Here is a 21,215-nt window from a genome sequence, read left to right as displayed (position 1 = left end):
TATGGATAGATCGTCTCTGATCGCAAAGTATATAGCACAGCAGCTTGAATTTGGAGTAGAGGAGCTGATACTTTCCCATGATTTCGAGGTTAAGCGTTTATTTAATCCTCAGGAACCTCAAGTAGTTCAAAAAAACCAGAAACATCAGGTTAGTGCAGAAATTTCTAAATCACCCTCAAACCAGGTTTTACCACCCTCAGGCACACAACAGAGTGCTTTTTCTAAACTCAACAAACTTAAACCTTTGCCCCAACCTGCTAAAGCTGCTGAGGTTCCCTTACCTAGTAAAAACAAACAATCCAAACGAGAAGAACTAAAAGAGCTTTATTTTAAGGTCTTGCAATGCAACTCATGCCCTCTGTGCGCCGGACGAAACAAGGTGGTTTTTGGTGCCGGGAATGTAGAGGCTCCTCTTATGGTCGTCGGTGAAGCGCCCGGAGGTGAAGAGGATCGTTTAGGACTTCCCTTTGTCGGTGCTGCAGGAGAGTTATTGGATAAAATGCTTGGTGCGATAAATATTAATAGAGATAAAGATACTTTCATTACCAATGTGCTTAAATGTCGCCCACCATCAAACAGAAGTCCTGAAACAGCAGAGCTTATCTCCTGTTACTCAATTCTTGAACAGCAGGCTAAGATTATTCAGCCCAGGGTCTATCTTGCTCTTGGGAGAATAGCAGCGCATACTATGCTTAACAGAACAGAGGGTATAGCAGTGTTGCGCAAAGAGCTGCATCAATTTATGGGGGCGCCACTGCTGGTAACGTACCATCCAGCAGCACTTCTGAGGCAGCCTCAATATAAAAGAAGCGCCTGGGAAGATCTTCAAAAATTACAGAGATTGTTAAAGGATGATACCATAAATGCCAACAAAGAACAGTAAACCTTCTGCTGATAAATCACTTTTGGTTACAGACAGATTGCCACCTCAGGCTCTGGATGTTGAGAAGACAATTCTTGGTTCAATGCTCATTGATTCCAATGCTGCAGTACTTGCCCTTGAGCTTCTCAATGAAGAAGATTTTTACTCTTCAGCAAACCAGAAGATTTTTATTTGTATGCGTGATCTTTTTGAGAAGAGTAATCCAATCGATATCATTACCCTGGCAGACGCGCTGAGGAAGAAAAGTTGGTTGTTGGAAATAGGGGAGGAAGTATATCTCAGTGAACTGGTAGAAAATATTACTACATCGGGTAATATTGAATACTATTCTAATATTCTTAAAGAAAAAGCAATACTTCGTCAATTGATATCGGTGGCAGCAGAAATAACTACAGAGTGTTTTGATAATGAACAGGAACCTCAGTCTATACTCGATTCCGCAGAAGCAAAGATATTTAACATTTCAGAATCAAGGATTAAAAATAAATTTGAATCCACCGGACAACTGCTTCCTCATACTTTTGCAGAGATAGAGTCCTATTCTAAAGGAGGATTTAAAGGGGTACCAACCGGATTTAAGGAACTGGACGACATGACCACCGGGCTTCAGCGGGGAGATATGGTGATTATTGCCGGAAGACCCTCAATGGGTAAAACCGCCTTTATTCTGTCTTTAACTTTAAATTCTGCAATGTCAGCCAAATGTCCTACAGCGATATTCTCTCTTGAAATGTCCAAAGCACAGCTTGTTCAGCGAATGCTTTGTTCTGAGGCCAGGGTGAATATGCACGCCCTTAGAAGTGGTACTCTTCCCAAGAGAGATTTTCCGAAACTCAGTCTTGCTGCAGGTCCCTTATCTGAAGCACCGATCTATATAGACGATACTCCTGCTATCACAGTTCTTGAGTTACGGGCCAAAGCCAGGCGACTGAAAGCACAGCATGATCTGCAACTTATCATTATCGACTACCTTCAGCTTATGGGCTCTTCTAGTCGTGTTGAGAGTCGTCAGCAGGAGATATCTCAGATCAGCCGGGCACTTAAAGGGGTGGCTAAAGAGCTTGATGTGCCGGTGATCGCTCTTTCTCAGCTCTCCCGTGCGGTAGAACAGCGTACCGGAAATCACAGGCCTCAACTCTCTGATCTAAGAGAATCCGGGGCAATTGAGCAGGATGCCGATGTTGTTATGTTCGTTTATCGTGATGAAGTGTATAATAAAGATGATGAGAACAACAAAGGAAAGGCAGAGATCATAGTAGGAAAACAGAGAAACGGACCTATTGGTACTGCCAACCTTGCATTTGTTAAAGATTTTGCACGCTTTGAAAACCTTTCAGAACGTGCAGAGGAGATACCCGGGTTTTGAACGTAGTAGTTTCAGTTATTGCCCTGTTTGGATCATTTTTAATTGGTATTGCAGAAAAGATCGGGGATTTTTTTCGCAATGTACAAAAATTTTCCGTTCTTGTTTATCAGACATTTACACGGGCTTATCTTCTTTATAAAAATCCAGGGATTACAATTGAGCACATGTATACCCTGGGGGTGGAATCGTTTCCACTGGTTTCGGTAATTGCGCTGTTTTTAGGATCTGCCACAGTTGCACAAGCTGTTTATCAGATGGGGGGACTTATACCACTGAGATATTTGGGTGTTTTGGTATGCAAAAGTATCGTAACTGAGCTTGGGCCTGTCATTACGGCGATGGTAGTAGCGGGAAGGGTTTCAACCAGTATTGCTGCTGAGGTGGCTTCGATGAAAAGCAGTGAGCAACTGGATGCTATGAATGTGCTTAGGCTCGATCCAATACGCTATCTTATTGTTCCCAAAACTGTAGCGTGTGTAGTTATGCTCCCGGTGCTTGTGATATGGGCTAATTTTCTGGCCATAATTGGAGCTACCTTTACTGTAGCTTTGAGTGTGGATATGACCGTGTATAGTTTTTTAAGTGGTTTGAGGCTTTTCTTCGATCCTATGGATGTATATGTAGGTGTTGCAAAAACTATGGTATTTGGAGCAATAATTGCGTTAACCGGATCACATTTTGGTTTTCAGTCAAAAGGTGGCGCTGAAGGGGTGGGAAACGCGACCACCAAATCTGTTGTAGTAGCCGCTGTTTTGATTTTAGTATTTGACTTTATTATCGCGCTTCTGGCATTATAGAAAGTATTTGAGGTAGCACAATATTATGCTGAAAATAGAACATCTTAAAAAGCATTTTGGAAATCAAATTGTTTTAGATGATATAAATATGGAGGTGCAGAAGGGCGAAATACTTTGTGTAATAGGGCAGTCCGGGAGCGGTAAAACCGTTCTTTTTCGTCACATTATTGGTTTGATATTTCCCGATGGTGGCTGTATAAAGCTGGATAATGAAGTTATCTCTTCACCTACTACAAAACATTCTGATTTTGATAAGGTAAGGAAACGATTTGGTATTCTTTTCCAGGGTGCTGCTCTGTTTGACTCTATGAATGTTGGAGAAAACCTCTCATTCCCTCTTAGAGAGCATACTTCTTTAAAGGAGGCTCAAATACAGAAGATGGTTGGTGAGTCTCTTGAAATGGTTGGTCTTAGAGAGCAGTTTAAAACGAAAATGCCTTCTGAGCTTTCGGGTGGAATGCGCAGCAGGGTTGGTCTGGCAAGGGCCATTATAATGAAACCTGAGATTATGCTTTACGATGAGCCAACATCCGCGCTCGATCCCATAATGACCGATAAAATTAACGATCTTATCCTTACTTTACGTTCCAAACTGAATATGACTTCCATAGTTGTTACCCATGATATTAGCTCTGCGTATAAAATAGCAGATAAAATCGCAATGATTCATGAGGGTAAGATTATTTTCTTTGGCTCCCCGGCTGAGATTAGAAGATCGAGAAACCCCTATATTCAACAGTTTATTAAAGGGCAGCGTAAACTCTACTATGCAGTGGAGGAAGAGGAGGCGTATTCAGGCCAAATTAGTGTGGATAAGTTTATGTCAAAAGCTGATATAAGAAATAAAAAATTCCAAATGCCGGTTTCCTCTGAGAAAAAAAATGATGACAATCAGGATAAAACTTAAACTCTATTGAGAGTGCTGTGAAGAGTAAAAAGATAAAAACTGCTTATGTATGTAATTCCTGCGGTCAGGATTATTCCAAGTGGCATGGCAGGTGTGAAAGCTGTGGGCTATGGGATAGCATTACAGAAATTAAAGTGAACAAAAGAGTACCATCGGGTGGTTTTTCTCTTTCTGAACAAAACAGCACTGTCAAATTACTGAGTGATTGTGATTCAATATCACACAGTAGATATAAAAGCTCCTTTAGTGATATAGATATGGTACTTGGAGGGGGGCTTGTGGAGGGTGGATTTGTGCTTCTGGGAGGGGACCCGGGGATTGGAAAATCTACCCTGTTACTTCAGATAATGTCTTGTTGGGCAGAAGATGGTAAAAGTGTACTGTATGTAACCGGGGAAGAATCTGCTCAACAGGTAGCGTTGCGTGCCAGAAGGCTTGAAGTACAAAATGCCTCTATTAAAGTGTTTGCCGAAACAAATATTGAATCGATGATTCAAACGTTTCAGAAGCAAAAGCCTCAGATTGTAGTAATCGACTCTATTCAAACTGCCTTTACAGAAACTCTGGAGAGCGCGCCAGGAAGCGTTTCACAAATAAGAGAATGTGGTGCTATGCTTCTTCGATTCGCCAAAACTGAACAGGTAAGTATAATCTTAGTAGGGCATGTTACAAAAGAGGGGGCGATTGCAGGGCCAAGGGTTTTAGAGCATATGGTCGATACTGTTCTGCAGTTTGAAGGTGAAGGGGTTTATAATTATCGCATTTTAAGGGCTGTTAAAAATAGATTTGGTCCGGCAGGTGAGATTGCTTTCTTCTCTATGACTGATAAGGGATTAAAAGAAGAGAGAAACGCATCTGAGTTTTTCATGTTAAAGCGTGAAAGACCACAGGCTGGTACTTCTGTTACACCGTTACTTGAGGGCTCAAGGGTTATTGCTGTTGAGCTTCAGGCCCTTGTTAACAGATCTCACTTTGGATTACCCCAACGAGTAGCGTCGGGTATAAATCAAAGAAAACTTTCTTTGCTGATCGCTGTTATGGAAAAGTATGGTGGTTTGGTGCTTGGAGATCATGATGTTTTTTTCAATGTTGCCGGAGGGTTAAGTGTACATGAACCGGCTGCCGATTTGGGGGTTGTGGCTGCACTGTATTCATCGTTTCGCAATCTGCCCATAAAACATGATTTAGCTTTTATTGGGGAACTTGGATTGGGTGGTGAGGTAAGATCAGTAAACAATATGGCTATTCGTCTTAAGGAGCTGGCAAGAATGGGTTTTAAGGAGTGTGCGGTGACCAAACCGGTAGGTAAAGCTGACTGGTACGAACAATGCAAAAGCATCCTGTCACTTATACCCTGCAAAACAGTTTCTGATATTGCAGATATCATCTGCTGAACTTAAAATAGTTCTATTCGGTTTCTACCTTTATCTTTTGCTCTGTACAGTGCCTTGTCTGCCTTTTTGATAAGATCATTCATATGTCTTGCATCTTTTCCATACTGTGCTATTCCAAAACTCATAGTGACCTGGACATCATCACCATTAGGAGCTTTAAAGCATTCTGAAGAGATTTTCTGACGAATCCTCTCTACCGTTTCAATAGCAATGCTGTCATCCGTTTTAACAAGTATGAGTGCGAATTCTTCACCACCATATCGGGCGGAAATATCAATTCCATCCCTGATACTTATTTTCAATCTGTTGGCTATTCCTTTTAAAACCTCATCACCAAATTGGTGTCCATAGGTATCATTGAGCTTTTTAAAATGATCGATATCACAAAGAACCAATATAAGAGGATCATTGTATCTTATCGAACGAGTTATTTCATCAGAGAGCACGTTTTGGAATTCACGGTGATTGAGAAGACTTGTCAATCCATCATGTGTTGCCTGATTCTCTGCTTCTTTTAAAACGGCATATTTCTCTATTGCAAGCCCCGCGCTTGTGGCAAGTCTGCTCACCAAATCAAGGCTGGACTGTGTGTAGAAGTTTTTGTGCTGGGATTCAATAAGAATCATGCCCCTGCTCTCTGCAACACCTATAGGTAAAGCCATAAAGCTTTGTAATTGTTCTGATTTTGGTTCATTTTTAAAATAGCGTATTTCATAATGATCTTTAGCATAGTTTCTGAAAAAGCTTAGGTTTTTAGAATACACTATGCTGGCAAGAGATTTCTCTGTAAGGTCAAAGCTGCTCTGTAGAAATTTATTACTGTCTGCCCCTGCTACTCGTACGATTGTTGCCTGAGAGCAACTTTCATCTAAAGTACTTATGGTCAGGCGATCGTAGGAGAGCACAAGAAGGATAACTTCCATTATAGTATCAAGAATCGTATCGAGGTCTAAATTGCGGAAGAACTCTTTTTCAATATTGCTCATAGAAGCAAAGCGTGCATGTTCAAGTCTGTGTTCTGTGTGCATGTAAGTGCTGTAAACTGATTGACCGAGTATTGTTGCAGTGGTATTAAGATATGCATGATCTTCATCACAGAAATGGTTTTTCTTTTTGCTGTCTACAATAATTGCTCCACGTTCTACTCCATTTACTATTATGGGGCTGGCCATTAATGAGCGAACCGATGCGTCTTTTTTGTAGTAATATAGAGTGATACTGTCATTTGGTATTTCTGAAAGATTAAGTGGTTTCAGACCATTTTTAAAGAAATTTCCCAGAATCCCAACACCGGGATTGATTACCGCCTCAGAGTTAACCAATTCAGTTTTGGAATGGTACCGACGGATTGTATACTGCTCTTCATTCAAAGGGAAAAAAACAGCAATTGTGTTAGCATCTATTCTACTGTTAATAAGCATTAAGAACTGATCGAGAACGTCGTTTATTATTTTCTCTGTTTTAGACCACTCGTTATGACACGTTTCATTACTTAAAGAGATAAGACTAAGGCGATTAGTGTCGCTGACTATGTCCTTTTGTGCAATACTTATTAATGGATTCTCTTTTGTTTTGTTACCAGAGGGAAAACTGTCACTCAGTTTTAGTTTTTTGGGTTTATAGTAGAGCATTGTAAAAGAGAGAAAAAGAGCAAAAGAGATTAGAATTGTTGTGAAGTTTTCTGAAACGTTTTCATACAATACTGGTATGATTAAAGTTAGAATAAGCAGCAGTGAGATACTGGTGATTCTTTTCTTCATGAGTTTAAGGCCTCATTTGCATTGCTTGAGAAATTTTTATCTGCCAAGATCTTTTCTATAGCGCTAAACACTTCTTCTCTCTTTACCGGCTTGGAAACAACTCCATTGAATCCCATATTAAGGAGGCTTTTGTAGGTGATTTTTTTAAGAAAAGAGCTCGTAGCTATGACAGGAGTTTTTTTAATCGACTCTTCTTTTTTCAGGTTATTATAGAATCGAATACCGTCCATTATAGGCATCATTATATCGGTAATAATTAGATGTGGTTTTTCTTCTTGTGCTTTTTTCAGTCCTTCAAATCCATTCATTGCGGTAACAATTTCAAAACTTTTATAAAGCAGAAGTTCCAGAAGGTCCAGTGTGTCATGGTTATCATCGATTAGAAGAATTTTATGACGCATATACTCAGTGTGCAGCCTTTCTGTAAAGAATTATTCCTATAACAGTGAATATAATATTTCCAATCCAGGCACCGGCAAGGGGAGTGATTGTTCCGTTTTGTGCTAACACCATAGTACTGCGGGAGATAATCCAATAAGCAAACACCATCATAAGACCAATAGCAAAATTAATCGGTCCCCCTTTTCTTCCTGTACGGGCAGTTATAGCTACTCCAAGAAGAATTACTAAAAAGTTCATCAAAGGAAGGGCGATTTTAAAATGTAATTCCGCTTTGTGGCGCTGTACCTGTTCACCTCTTTGCCTGGATATTTCTATATAGTTTTTAAGTTCCCAGTAACTCATCTCTCTTTTTGATCTTACGTATTTTACCATATCGTGCGGTTTTGAAGTAAGAACATCGTCATCAAGAGTATCGAAAGTTAATAAAATACTGTCTTTTCTGCCAAATGATCTTATTTGCCCGTTTAGAAATTTCCATCCACTGTTTTCATCATACACCATCTCTTCAGCATCAATTCTTTGCATTAAACCATCTTCTCTAAAGGAGAGTCGTTGTATCTGACGTGCAAACTGAGGGTTTGTGCTGAATTCTTTAAACACATACATCGTGTTTGGATCACCAAAGTAGAAAAAATTTCTTCTGTACTCACGACGCCCCGGTTGCCTCGAGTCACGCATTGATGGTGGGTGCCTGAACTGTTCACTCAACTCTGCACGGCGTTCATTTGCCAGTGGTAAGATAACCTCACCACCGTAAAAGGCTGCAACACTGAGAAAAAGTGCAAATCCAAGCAACGGAAATGTAAGCTGACGTATATTAACACCGGCGGCTTTAATCGCTGTTAGTTCACTTTGTTTTACCAACTTTCCCATAGCAAACATAGATGCAAGCAGCAAAACTACCGGGAGCATTGTTTGTATCAACCAGGGTAAATAGTACCAGTAATACAGAAGCGCCTCAAGCAGAGTTGCATGCTCGAAACGACGTAGATTACTTACGTAATCTACAACTACGAATATAACCAAAACAGCGATCAGAAGCCCAATAGTATAACTGAGAAATTGACCCATCAGATAGGTGGGTAGAATTTTGATACATTTTCTGGTTATGATTTTGGGTAATAAAAAGATAATGCCGGGAATTTTGAATATAAAAGACTTGCTGATCGATTTAATAAGTTGGTTTTTGGTCAGAAATGCAAAAAAATGTTTAACAAAATCGAAGCGGATTGTTTTTTCCTGCAGCATAAAATACAGAAGAACCAATCCTGCAATAGCAATCAGTATGTTGCCCGACCACATACCCAAAAAGGGTGATATTATAAGATTATCAGCCCAGGATTCACCCACAATTAAAAAAGCCCAGTAAATTATAAAGAAAAACAAGCTGTAGCTTCCCCCTACAGCTAATCCGCCCCTTTTTGCCATAATCCCAAGTGGAGCACCTATGAGCACAAAAAGCAGAACCGCTGCAGGAATAGCATACTTTTTATGAACCTCAACCATGTACTGAGCAATTGAAAGGTCATTTGAATGTTTACGCCTGATTACCCGCTGTAGAGCATCTTTATTCTTCAAAACTTCATTGGATGCTACCGGTATCGATTTACCGTAATGTTGGATCCACTTATCAAATGACATAATGTCGGTTTGTTCTGAATCATAAGGAAGTACTTTGTTTAGTGAGTCGTAACGTGTCATCTGAGCACTGAGGGTATCGATGATTTTATGATGGTTAACTAAGATGTTTTGGTTCGCTTCCCTTAAATCTTCGACATCACTAAGCATCATAGCGATAGTTTTTTCTCTGTTACCTCTGTAATCCGATTCGGTGCGTTGAAGTCTGCTATCCACATTTTGGATGTATATAACCTGTTTTTCAAATTCTCCGATATAATATTCCTGATCAGCATCACGGGGATAGCTATGGGTCTCTCCGTTATGGAGGGTGAGTTTTAAAAACCTCTGGTCGTTGGTCATTCGCACATTTCCGCTTGCAGCTACAGTTACTGTTGGATCCTGTCCTGCTGCGTCGGTCATGATTCGTATTCCTGACAGATCACCCGTTACCGGGTCTACATCATGGGTATAGAGCGTATAGTCTTCAAAATCCTGTATTAAAACCCCTGGTTCTATAAATGCTGCCGGTTGTGTTCGGCTAATGTCTGAGAGTAGTTTAGATGCTCTGTGGTTAGCTTCGGGAAGAATGAGATCGTGAAAGTAAAATAGACCTACTGTAACCACAAGTCCAGCACTAAAAACGGGAATGAGAAGGGGAAACATACTTGACCCCGATGCCTTTATGGCTGTTATCTCATTATCTCCGGACATTCGTCCAAAAGTCATAAGGGTTGAGGTAAGAACGGCCATTGGTATGGCAAGTGCCAGTATCCATCCAAGCTGGATCACAAAGATTTCAAATACCACTGCAGGATCAAGTCCTCGTGAAACAATACGGTTAAGGAGGACCATTGCCTGTTGCATAATGAAGAGAAAAACAATGATGCCCAGTGATGCAATAAAGGGGAAAATAAGTTCCCTTATAATATATCTATAAATAAGCATAATTTTTCAAAACCTTTGGGAGATGCTTTTCTCCAAATTTGCTGCAACAACTAAAATTGTTTTAAAGATTGTATCAGTGTGCTTAATTGAAGATCCCTAACCACAAGTATTTAATTGCAGTACCTTTGCATACTACGCCCGATGAGTGCATAATATGCCAGTCTCTAAAATACGTACTTTCTTATGGCTATCACAAATTTAAAATTCAATCTTTTTTGGACAGTTTTTATTAAAAATAATATAATGAACATAAATAACCTTTTATATGCTTTTAAATTGAACGGTGTTTTGATTTTTAAGGCAAATAAAGGCTTGAATTGAGGCTCTATGGAGCTTTTTGGGGCAATTAGAGGTGAGGAGTCGATAATGGGTGATTATTATAGAAAATGGATGTGTCATTGGGGCTTGTTCCTTTCTCTTATGCTACTTGTGATTTTGGGCGGGTGCGCAGCTTCCAGTCAGCAGCTTGAAATGGAGGCTCTGTTACCGGAGATAGACGTTATCCATGTGAAAGAAAATTCAGATGAAGCGTTGAGGATGGCCCAGGAGACACATCTTGATCTTCAGGTGCTTCGCTCTCAGGTGGTGGATCTGGATAATCAGATTGTACTACTTTCTGAAGAGGTGTCCAGTGTTTCGATCGCAAAGATCGCCGAGATTGAAACTCGTTTAGCACTACTCATTGAGGCATATAAGGATCTTTATAGCATAGTAAAGGCTATAGAAAACTCCCCAGCTCCTCAAAGAGCAGCTCAAAGCAGACCACCTGCCACTTTTAGCCCTTCAAGTGCATCGGCCCTGCTATCCCCCTCTCAGGACTATGAAATTTACCGCAAAGGGCTGCAGGCTTATAATGCAAGAAATTTTAACCAGTCAAAACGACTCTTCTCACAGGTGGTTGAAAATTTTCCTGAGGGTAGTTGGGCTCAGGATGCTCAGTACTGGGTAGGGGAGAGTTACTATGCAATGGGAGATTTCGCTTCGGCAGTAAGTGCATTCAGGAGAGTTCTATCACTGAATAACGCTCCAAAGGCTGAAGACGCAATGTTTAAACTGGGTCTCTCGTTTATAAGGATGGGGCAGGTCCGTGAAGCCAGAGAAGCGCTGCAGATGCTTATAGATCGTTATCCGGCAAGTGACTATAAAGACAGAGCTCAAAACTTTCTTAAAGATCTAAAGTAACCTGTATGGTTTTTGTCCTCTCATTATAATAAGACCGTCTTTTTAATTTTTTCAGGTATAATCTCTGAGGTAAGGTCTTTTGGATTCTATGGTGGTATCTGATTTGCTCAACAATACTTTCTTAGAAAAAAAATGTTTCATTTTAACCACCATAAGAAAAAGTTATGAAAACACCACGTTCTACCTACCGACTCCAATTCAATGCAAATTTCACGTTCAATAATGCCCGTAGTATTCTCGATTATCTTGAAAAATTAGGGATTTCCGATATCTATGCCTCACCAATTTTTAAGGCAAGAAAGGGCAGCACTCATGGCTATGATGTAGTTAATAATCAGGAACTTAATCCAGACATTGGTACCAGGGTTGAATTTGAGCACCTCATGGAGACCGTTCAAGCTAAAGGATTGGGCTGGCTTCAGGACATCGTTCCAAATCATATGGCAATCGATAGTGGCAACGAATTTCTGATGGATATTCTTGAAAACGGACCCGCTTCAGCAGCCTATAACTACTTTGATATCGACTGGGAGCACCCTTATGAGAGCTTACGAGGTAAATTACTGCTCCCTATACTTGGGGATCTCTATAAAGAATGTCTGGAAGGGGGGCAGATAAAGCTAACCTACGAGCGGGAAGGGTTTTTCTTTAATTACTATGAACATCGTTTCCCCCTTAAAATTGAAACCTATGCAAATGTGCTTAGTCATAGAATAGATCGCCTGAAAGCGGATTTGGGAAACACTCACTCAGGGCTCATAAAGCTTCTGGGAGTACTGTACATTGTAAAAAACCTCAACTCTGCCACAGAATCGGAGGAAAGAAAGGGACAGGTTTCATTTGCCAAAACTATGCTTTGGGAGCTTTGCAGTGCAGATAGCACAATAGCAGAATTCATTGATGAAAATCTCACTGAATTCAATGGAAAAGAGGGCGATCCAAGCAGCTTCTCGCTTCTTGATGCGCTTCACTCCGAGCAGTTTTTTAAACTCAGTTACTGGAAAGTGGCAACCGAGGAACTCAATTACCGACGTTTTTTCACTGTAAATGATCTTATATCGGTAAGAGCAGAAGATGAACATGTGTTTGTGGATTTTCATGCTTTGATTCTAAGTATGGCAAATAAGGGGGTGTTTACCGGTCTCAGGATCGATCATATCGATGGGTTGTATAATCCACGTAAGTATCTGGAGCGTCTTAGAAATCAGATACCCGATCTTTATCTTATAGTAGAGAAGATATTGGCACATGATGAGTATCTCAGAGGCGATTGGCCGGTTCAGGGAACCACCGGATACGATTTTATGAATATGGTTTCACAGATGATGTCCCAGAGCGGTAATGAGAAGAGGTTTGAGAAGCTATATAAGCGCTTTTCAGGAGAGTACCGGGATTTTAACACTCTTCTTTTAGAGAAAAAGCGCCTCATTATAAACCGTCACATGGCCGGTGACATCGACAATCTTGCACTCTTGATAAAAAAGGTTAGTTCAACTGACCGCCGCGGCACCGATATGACCATGCATGGTTTAAGAAGTGCAATTATTGAACTTCTGGCCTTTTTTCCGGTGTATCGTACCTACATACATTCAGGAACACTGAACCGCGAAGATATCCAAATTTTAGACGAAACTTTTTTTATAGTTAAAAAGAACAATCCTGCTTTTATTCGGGAGCTTGAGTTTATTGAACACTATCTCTATTTACGATTGGACCCAAGCGCCTCTGAACACACTCAGCAGCAGTGGCTTAACATAATAATGCGTTTTCAGCAGTTTAGTGGGCCGTTGATGGCAAAGGGGCTCGAAGACACCACGCTTTATGATTACAACAGGCTGATCTCTCTTAACGAAGTCGGTGGCTATCCGGATAAATTTGGCGTGCAAAGGGGAGCTTTTCACAAATTTAACCAAAAAAGGTTTCATCTAACACCGCATACCCTTAATGCAACTTCAACTCATGATACCAAAAGGGGAGAAGATGCAAGGATGCGCATTGGGGTGCTTTCTGAAATCCCCAATGAGTGGGAGCGGATGCTTAAGGAATTTGCACGAATCAATAAAAATTTTAAAAAGAAGATTAAGGGTGAGCTGCTCCCGGATGGTAATGATGAAATATTTCTCTATCAGACACTTTTAGGCTCATGGCCCTTTGAACAAGCTAACTTTGAGCAATTCATTGAACGAATACAAGCATACACGCTCAAAGCTGCCCGGGAAGCCAAAGTTCACACCGAATGGATAAAACCCGATGAGGAGTTTGAGAATATATTGAGAGATTTTATAAACTCCGTTCTTGATCGCCAGCTCAACAAATCCTTTTTCGACATATTCATCCCCTTTCAGGAAAAAATCGCATGGTATGGGGTACGTAATTCTCTCTCCCAGCTTATACTTAAATGCTGTTCACCTGGTGTACCGGATCTCTATCAGGGAACAGAACTATGGGATCTTAATCTTGTGGATCCTGACAACAGAAGGCCCGTTGATTATGACCTGCGAAGTTCCATGCTTTCTGATATCGCAATAATGGAGGAGCAGGATTACTGTGACTTTTTAACCAAAAGTTTATCTCACCCTGAAAATGGGGCTGTAAAGCTTTTTTTGCTTCACCAATTGCTTAAATTACGCAATAGCTGCCCCACACTATTTGAATGCGGCTCATATGCTCCTCTGAGAATAGAGGGAGAGCATAAAAATCATTTAGTGGCCTTCTCCCGTCACCATAATGATCAGTACCTTATCGCTGTTGTGCCGCGTCTGCTTACCAATGTTTACCAGCAGAATTCTTCACTTTCCAACTCAGATCAGGTATGGAGTACTACAGCTGTTGAGGTTCCTGCTTCTTTTCCTAATCATTTCAAGAATGTGTTAACTGGTAAAAGCGTAGATGTAGTTGGCGCGGATAGTACTGTTGGGGAGCTTTTTAAGGATTTTCCGGGTGCTGTTTTGTTTGGTTGCCAATAAACGTGTCACTGTTTTCTTCTCAGTATATGGGGAATGAGGAGTAGGCTTCCGGTTACTTTAGGCAAAAAGTAGCAAAGTAAACTAATCAATACGTACGATCCAAGATGGTCAGGGCCAAGCTCAAGTTGTCGAAACATAATTGCTATCAGTGCTTCCCTGACCCCAATCCCTCCTGGTGTCAGAGGCAGTGAGATGCTTAAAATCTCAATGAGCGGAATAAATGCCAGGCACTCCAGAAAGAAAAAATTACCAGTAATAATGTATATCAGAAATGTTGTGTTAGCAATGATTAGCAGGTGTATTGCTGCGGAGATAAAAAAGGAGCCAAGGAGTGTACTGTAGGAGCTTTTATAGGCGTACACACCTTCTCTTATGTTTTCGATAAAACTTAGGGGTTTGGGGCTTATAACCTTTGAAACCACTTTGCGCACTGGTCGGGTGATTTTTTTTGAAAACGAGATTGCCCCGATAAATGCTACCATTGCAAATACGGTAAACAGTGAGGAACGGAAGCCGGGTGGCAGAATAGTGGAGTCAAGCATTGCGGTGCCCCAGGTAGAGAGCACCAAAAGGGCAAATAGTCCGATAAACCTGCTCATCCATGAAGATGCCCAGGCCTGGGAGCCGGGGTGAGATCTGCTCAGAAGCGCTGCCCGGAGCAGATCCTGTGCTGCGCTGGTAGGGAATGCAATCGAGTAAAAAGAGCCCAGAAGGTGTACTTTCAGTGTCTCCCGCAGTGGTATTTGGGAGTTGAATCTTCTAAGAAGAAACCACCATTTAACCCCCTGAGACAGGTGAATCAGAAAGGAGAAGAAAATTACTAAAAAAAGCAGGTGAACGGGCACCGTTTTAACGATTCTCAAAACATCATGTATATTGGTTTGAGCATAGATCCATACAAATGGAGCAATCGTTAACACTGCTTTTAATAAAAAAACTATTGTAGCTTTAGTACTCATGGCTTGTGACCGGTTTTAATTAGCAAAAAAACTATTACTACTTTGAGGTGGTAAAAATTGGGTGTATTTGAACTACCGTTAAATACTTTGGAATAGGTGTTGCATTATTTTAGTCCATTGAAATATATATATTGGTTGGAAATAGTATTTTAAAAAGGTAACAGAAGTTTAACCACTTAAAAGGGGAGGATTTACTATGATCGACCTTATGAGAAAAAGTGTTTACGCTGCGCTTGGTTTGGCTGTTATGACTCGTGAGAAGGTTGAGGAGAGTGCCAGAAAGATCGCCTCAGATGCAAAGATGAGTGAAGCAGAGGGAAAGAAATTCGTTGATGAGCTTGTGAAAAAATCAGAAGAAACTAAAGCTTCTATAGAGAAAATGGTGAATGAAAGAGTAGATAGCGCCCTTAAAAAGGTCAATATTTGCACCCAGGAAGAACTCAAGAGTCTTGAAAAAAGGGTTAGCAAACTTGAAAATGATTGCGAGTCACGGGATAAGAAGTGAACGGTTACAGAAAGAAGCCTAAAGGTGCAATACATTACCGCCATATAGGCAGATACGGTGAAATCGCTTCAGTACTGGTAAAGTATGGATTTGGCGATATACTGTCTCGTCTCAATTTAGAACGCTATTTTACTGCCGGCAGGAAAATATTTCGCAGAAAAAAAACCAGACAACTGCGAGGGATTTCACGGTGGGACAGGGTTCGTCTTTCATTTGAGGAGTTAGGTCCCACATTCATTAAATTAGGTCAATTTGCTTCAAACAGGCCCGATATACTGCCCACAGAGTTGATAGACGCCCTTGAAGGGCTTCAGGATGATGTGCCGCCCTTCGATAAAGAAGAGTCAGTGGCATTAATCGAATCGCAATTGAAGAAACCGGTTGAGGAGCTGTTTAAGACCTTTCAGTACGTGCCCTTTGCTTCTGCTTCAATGGCTCAGGTGCACAAGGCTGAGCTTCATGACGGAACCCAGGTCGCCGTTAAGGTGCAAAGGCCTGATATCACCGACATGATCACTGTAGATTTGGAGATCATGTACCGCATTGCTTTTCTTATGCAGAAGCATGTACAGGGAATGGAAGTGTTTAATCCTGTGCAGCTTGTGGATGAATTTGCCAGTGCAATCAGAAAAGAGCTGGATTTTACAACTGAAGCCCTTCATTTCGATCATTTTAGAAGAAACTTTGAGGATGATCCTACTATCTACATTCCACAGGTGTTTCATCAACTCACCACCAAAAGAGTGATCACCACAGAATTCATTAATGGTATAAAGATAACCAACATTAAAGAGCTTTGTCGAAAAGGGCATGACCCTCAGGAGATTGCCCGAAGAGGGGCCATCATTGTTTTAAAACAGATATTTCGCCATGGCTTTTTCCATGCTGATCCCCACCCCGGCAATATCCTTATAAAAGATGACAATACAATCTGTATTCTTGATTTGGGGATGACCGGTATACTGACCCCTACTTCCCGGGGGTATCTGAGTTCCATAATCATAGGCATCGCCAATGGAGATTCCAAAAGAATTGTACGTACGCTTCATGAAATCTCTGATCAACAGTCCAGAAAGGGTGATGAGCTGGAGTATGCGATGGCTGAGTTGATTCAGGAATATGCCTCACGACCACTTGGAGAGATAAACGTGGGGGAGATACTAAACCGTTTATCGCAGATCCTCAGAGCTTATCGCCTTAGGCTTATTCCAGGCTTCTATCTTTTGGTAAAAGCTCTGGTCACCATTGAGGGGATCGGTTACAAACTCGATCCTCGGTTTAATATGCTTGAGCATTTAGAACCATTTGCCAAAGATCTAATCAAAGAACAGTTCAGCCCCCGCTCTGTACTGAGGCAGTCTGCTGATTCCGCACAGGATATCTTCACTTTTATGCGCGATCTGCCCAACGATGCCAGGGATATCATTGCGCTGGTTAAATCCGGCAAGGTGCATCTTGAATTTGAGCACATGGGATTAAATCCATTTCTAAAAAAAATTGAGCAGGCGGCTAACAGATTGGTATTTGGGATTGTGTTGGCTGCTCTTGTGATGGGCTCATCCATTGTGGTGCTTTCCGGTATTCCACCGGTGGTCTATGGTATGCCGGTGATAGGGTTGGCAGGCTTTGTTGCTGCAGGGTTGATGGGGTTTTGGTTGCTTATATCTATTTTAAAGCACGAGAGGATGTGATCAGCGGGCCCCACATGAGGAAAAATGTTTGGAGTTTGCAGGGCATCTTCTATTTTACTCTCTATTGCAATTTTTTCGATATCTAAAGAACTATGCTAAACAAGGTAAGATGTGAAATTCTTTTCAGAGCTTCATCGTAGTATCTTTGAACCGTTGTTTTACCGTGAAGTGCTTGGCGCGTCGCGTTTAAAGATTACTGGGTATCTTTTTAAACTTTTTGTCTTCGCTACAATTCTTACAAGCCTCTTTAAAACCTATTACATCATCGATACAGAGCGGGGAATAGCCACACCTTTATCGCAGCTGTTCTCTGAAATGGAGATAAAAGAGGGTAAGCTTTACCCTAACCGCCCCGAACCCTATATACCATCCACTCGTTCCCTTTCTGCTATACTGGACCGGATGGTCATTTATCCCCATATATTTGCTGCTATGCCAGACACCTTTCTGGTAGTAGACACTCAGGCAAAAGAGTGGGACGGGGAGCGTAAGCCTGGTATTTTGATGAATAAAACCAGTGTGGTGCTTCAGCCCTTCACCTCATCTGAGATTGTGATACCTTACTCCAGGTTTTTGGGAGAAAGCGACTTTTCTTTTACCCCTTCATTAATTCGAAGCGTTCTTGTTCGTAATATGTTTAGTCTCTTTTTAAATTCTTTGATCTGGAGCTCGGTATTTTTTCTGTTTGTAATAACTAGCAGTGTTCTGTTTCTGGGTATTGCGGCGTTTCTGTTTAGAATAGAGAAGAAGAGAAAAATAAATCAGTTTTTCAGGATCGCTTCTTTTGCATCGACTCCGGTTATCCTTGGAAATGTGATCGTGGCTTTTGCAGGGGTTAAAAACAATTGGATTTGGCACATATTTATATTTATCTCTACAATTGTGATGTTTAGGGCCATAGTAGCAACTACACCAGAAAAAAATAAAAAAGATCGGGAGTGAAAAAATGGTATTTGATATAGAACAGAAAAAAGGCAACCCCTTACATCTTGATGGACGTGTAACCGTTTATGGCAAAATTGATATCGATCCTTCCGATCTTATGGCTATGAAACACCCTATCGCTTCAATGGTGCACGGGGGATTTTTAGTCGCTCAGGGGAATTTTAAGGAGCAAAACAATCTTAAAGATTTTCTGAAATCTGAGATGGGGGTTAATCTTGAGGAGGAGGGCCTGGGTGAGGGGCTTGCGCAACTTTTAGAGAAGATGGATGGGATTGAGTCAGCGCTGGATCCCCAGAAGTTGCGCGATAGGCTGGAAAACATGGAGGAGTTGGAAGATTTTATCCCCACACCGGCCAAAATAGTACCCTTTCACACTCTGGAGGAGATCCTTTCTCAGGCCGGGGATGTATTTTTTGTCGGCACGTTTAAAAATATTGGAAACGCTGTATTAAGCGTGAACGCATTTCCCATTATTTACCAGGCTCATTACAGAGAACAGGAGATGCAAAAGGTTCGAAATGAGATTGAGTCGCTGATAACCCAGATCGAGAGCAGTGATACCAAGGTCCCCCAGAGTGCTAAAAACTTCAAAAACAGTGAAGATATCGAAAAAGAATTGTTAAAAGACTATATCCCCGACATGCTCTATAGCAAAGCAGATGAAAAAAGCTTTGCTGCTTCCAAGGATGCTTTTAAGGCGTTTTTGAGGGGGTATCGCTTTGATGAGGATGTTGATGCTGTACTGGGCACAATCTCCGCTGAGAAGGAGTTAACCCCCAAGGATTACAAATTACTGGAGCTTTATGCAAAAAAGATCGATCTGGTCACCAGAGAGGATTTTTCAAAAGTGGATTCTGTTTGTCGGGAGATTGATGAACTGAAAAATAACACCTGAGTTTATTCCATAAATAACACAATACAAATCAGTGATTTACTAAAAAATGAGATTTGTATGGTTTTTTAGTATCAGGTCTAATGTATAATAGTATTACTGAAAAGAGATATATCTGATAGTGAGTTTTGTATCTGGTATATACGATATAGATTGCAGGTTTTGAGAGGATTACTATGCAAATTGATGACCATTTGTTTGCTTTATTGTTTGAAGATACACCTGTATGCATAATGATCTTAAATGTAGATGGTGAAGTTAAGTTTATAAATAAATTCGGTGGCTATCTGTTCTCCTGTCCCAAAGAGCAACTTATTGGCAAAACACTGGAAAGTTATATAAACAGTTACAATTTTGGCCCATCATGGGACGATTTGTGGCAAAATATGGTAAAGGGCAGAATGCAGGAGGCCCGTGTTGAGGTGGGGCGTGGAAATAACGATGATGTGATCTGTCTTGTAAGCTCTTTTAACATAGAAAACTGCCCGGACTGCATTGCGCTTGTTTTTCGTGATATTACCCAGGAGTTGAAAGCAAGTGAGCAAATTGAGAAGAAAAACGTCGAAATGGCGAAAATGAACACCGAGTTGATTCGCTCCAATGCTGAATTGAAAAAAGTTTCAGAGCTTAAATCAAACTTCCTCAGTATCGCTTCCCATGAACTGAAAACCCCTCTGACATCAATCAAGGGGTATTCGGATATCATTATCGATAATTTCAGAGATAAACTTGACAGTGGCATCTTCAGGATGATCGAGAGTATAAATCGTGCCGCGGACAGGCTGCACAAAGTGGTTAACAACATTCTTGATGTTACCAGAATTGAGCAGAAAAGACTTCGCTTAAGACCCGAAACATTCAATTTGGCAGTTATGGCTAATGACTGTATTGAAGAGCTGTCACAGTTTACGCTTAAAAGGGGAATTACCTTCAAATGCCACATGGAAAGTAACCCTCCTTCCTTTTACGGTGATAAGATGCGAATGCATCAGGTCTTTACAAATCTTTTCAGTAATGCCATAAAGTACTCCCCCGATGGTTCTCCGATTGATGTGTACATAACCACCGAAAGTGAAAATCGCTTTCACATTGTTATTAAAGACCACGGAATAGGGGTCGACAAAGCAGAGCAAAAAAACATATTCGACCCTTTTTATGAAGTGGGAAGTACAAACCGTCACAGCACCGATTATACAAAGTTTATGGGTGGTGGGACCGGGCTGGGTTTGTCTATTGTTAAAGGAATTATTGAGCGCCATGGGGGGCGTATTTGGGTTGAAAGTGAAGGAATTAAGGAAAATAGCTTTCCGGGAAGCGAATTCCATGTTCTTTTGCCCATACACTCAGAGATAAGCTGGGATGATGATGAAACCAAATCCCTTTATTTTGAAGATCCAAGAATCATTGATCCCAGTGAACTTGAAGAAGAGCAGGAGCTGATGGATGAAGAAGTTTCTATTCTGCTTATAGACAGTGACAGGGAAGCTGTTGAGATCGCGCGAATGGTTCTTGAGAGCGCATTTGATATACACGTGGCCGAATCCGGAGAGCTTGGATTGCTGTACGCATTTGAAAAACGCCCTTCAATTATCCTTATGGATTCCTACCTGCCCGGGCTTGATGGATACAGAATATGCAGGATTCTTAGAAGTCAGGAAGAAACCCGAAATATACCCATCGCTTTTTTCTCTGCCGGCACTCAAAATGACGAAATTCAGAAATGTTTCGCCAGTGGTGCAGATGACTTTATTGTAAAACCGTTTAGTGGCAGAGAGCTGGTGGATAAAATCTGGCGCCTTCTCATGAAGAAAAAGGAAGAGGAGACTTTTAAGTAGGGGTTTTTAGGGCAAACGAGCAGGGGAATGCTCCCCCGGGTGCAGGCCCACATGGTGGGCCTGCACTTTAGGGCCAAAATGATACCACCCTGATTTGCCCAACGATTCCCCCTGTCCATTTCTGTCCATACCCCATGGTCCAAAGCACCTTCCCCATGGTCCAAAG

The 21,215-nt window shown here is 41.2% G+C and carries 16 protein-coding genes; 12 read left to right on the top strand and 4 right to left on the bottom strand.

Annotated features, from left to right (window positions below; all coding sequences use genetic code 11):
* Position 1: 1 nt before the first annotated feature.
* Genes QA601_12830 through radA form a run of 5 tightly spaced genes read left to right on the top strand, consistent with a single transcriptional unit; the run spans position 2 to position 5,347 of the window.
* Positions 2 to 883 carry a uracil-DNA glycosylase gene (locus QA601_12830; GenBank protein MDG5815969.1) on the top strand — a complete coding sequence of 294 codons (882 nt, stop codon included), beginning with the start codon at positions 2 to 4 and terminating at the stop codon, positions 881 to 883.
* A complete protein-coding gene (dnaB, locus tag QA601_12825) occupies positions 864 to 2,249 on the top strand; it encodes a replicative DNA helicase (GenBank protein ID MDG5815968.1) in 1,386 nt (461 codons plus the stop codon). The genes QA601_12830 and dnaB overlap by 20 nt, the downstream gene beginning before the upstream one ends.
* Positions 2,246 to 3,046, top strand: coding sequence for an ABC transporter permease (locus QA601_12820; GenBank protein ID MDG5815967.1), 801 nt, complete (start codon positions 2,246 to 2,248; stop codon positions 3,044 to 3,046). The genes dnaB and QA601_12820 overlap by 4 nt, the downstream gene beginning before the upstream one ends.
* Positions 3,047 to 3,071: 25 nt before the next feature.
* The gene (locus tag QA601_12815; GenBank protein ID MDG5815966.1) at positions 3,072 to 3,953 is read left to right on the top strand and encodes an ABC transporter ATP-binding protein; all 882 of its coding nucleotides are present in this window, start codon (positions 3,072 to 3,074) and stop codon (positions 3,951 to 3,953) included.
* Between the two features lie 17 nt (positions 3,954 to 3,970).
* Positions 3,971 to 5,347, top strand: coding sequence for a DNA repair protein RadA (radA, locus tag QA601_12810; protein MDG5815965.1), 1,377 nt, complete (start codon positions 3,971 to 3,973; stop codon positions 5,345 to 5,347).
* A gap of 2 nt (positions 5,348 to 5,349) precedes the next feature.
* Here radA and QA601_12805 read toward each other — a convergent pair whose 3' ends face one another.
* The 3 genes from QA601_12805 to QA601_12795 are packed head-to-tail and all read right to left on the bottom strand — an operon-like array spanning position 5,350 to position 10,074.
* Entirely contained in the window at positions 5,350 to 7,107 is a 1,758-nt protein-coding gene (locus tag QA601_12805; GenBank protein ID MDG5815964.1) for a diguanylate cyclase, read from the bottom strand.
* Positions 7,104 to 7,508, bottom strand: a complete 405-nt coding sequence (locus QA601_12800) for a response regulator (GenBank protein MDG5815963.1) — start codon at positions 7,506 to 7,508, stop codon at positions 7,104 to 7,106. Before QA601_12800 ends, QA601_12805 begins: the two co-directional genes overlap by 4 nt.
* 4 nt (positions 7,509 to 7,512) lie before the next feature.
* Complete coding sequence (locus tag QA601_12795; GenBank protein MDG5815962.1) at positions 7,513 to 10,074, bottom strand: LptF/LptG family permease; 2,562 nt, start codon at positions 10,072 to 10,074, stop codon at positions 7,513 to 7,515.
* 366 nt (positions 10,075 to 10,440) lie between these two features.
* On the opposite strand from QA601_12795, the gene QA601_12790 reads away from it, so the two are divergent.
* A complete protein-coding gene (locus tag QA601_12790; GenBank protein ID MDG5815961.1) occupies positions 10,441 to 11,256 on the top strand; it encodes a tetratricopeptide repeat protein in 816 nt (271 codons plus the stop codon).
* Between the two features lie 164 nt (positions 11,257 to 11,420).
* A complete protein-coding gene (treY, locus tag QA601_12785) occupies positions 11,421 to 14,222 on the top strand; it encodes a malto-oligosyltrehalose synthase (protein MDG5815960.1) in 2,802 nt (933 codons plus the stop codon).
* 5 nt (positions 14,223 to 14,227) lie between these two features.
* On the opposite strand, the gene QA601_12780 is transcribed toward treY, so the two are convergent.
* A complete protein-coding gene (locus QA601_12780) occupies positions 14,228 to 15,181 on the bottom strand; it encodes a lysylphosphatidylglycerol synthase transmembrane domain-containing protein (protein ID MDG5815959.1) in 954 nt (317 codons plus the stop codon).
* 196 nt (positions 15,182 to 15,377) lie between these two features.
* Between QA601_12780 and QA601_12775 the strand changes: the two genes are divergently transcribed.
* The 5 genes from QA601_12775 (at position 15,378) to QA601_12755 (ending at position 21,049) form a co-directional block, all read left to right on the top strand.
* On the top strand, positions 15,378 to 15,686 hold the full coding sequence (locus tag QA601_12775; protein MDG5815958.1) for a phasin family protein: 309 nt from the start codon (positions 15,378 to 15,380) through the stop codon (positions 15,684 to 15,686).
* Positions 15,683 to 17,377, top strand: a complete 1,695-nt coding sequence (locus QA601_12770; protein ID MDG5815957.1) for an AarF/ABC1/UbiB kinase family protein — start codon at positions 15,683 to 15,685, stop codon at positions 17,375 to 17,377. Before QA601_12775 ends, QA601_12770 begins: the two co-directional genes overlap by 4 nt.
* Before the next feature lie 111 nt (positions 17,378 to 17,488).
* Positions 17,489 to 18,319, top strand: coding sequence for a DUF1189 family protein (locus QA601_12765; GenBank protein MDG5815956.1), 831 nt, complete (start codon positions 17,489 to 17,491; stop codon positions 18,317 to 18,319).
* Between the two features lie 4 nt (positions 18,320 to 18,323).
* On the top strand, positions 18,324 to 19,217 hold the full coding sequence (locus tag QA601_12760) for a hypothetical protein (protein ID MDG5815955.1): 894 nt from the start codon (positions 18,324 to 18,326) through the stop codon (positions 19,215 to 19,217).
* Positions 19,218 to 19,390: 173 nt separating this feature from the next.
* A complete protein-coding gene (locus QA601_12755; GenBank protein ID MDG5815954.1) occupies positions 19,391 to 21,049 on the top strand; it encodes an ATP-binding protein in 1,659 nt (552 codons plus the stop codon).
* Positions 21,050 to 21,215: the final 166 nt, after the last annotated feature.

The sequence above is a fragment of the Chitinispirillales bacterium ANBcel5 genome, assembly GCA_029688955.1.
GTDB lineage: Bacteria > Fibrobacterota > Chitinivibrionia > Chitinivibrionales > Chitinispirillaceae > Cellulosispirillum > Cellulosispirillum alkaliphilum.
Note: the sequence above shows the minus strand (reverse complement) of the source record. Positions and strands in the feature narration are given on the sequence as shown.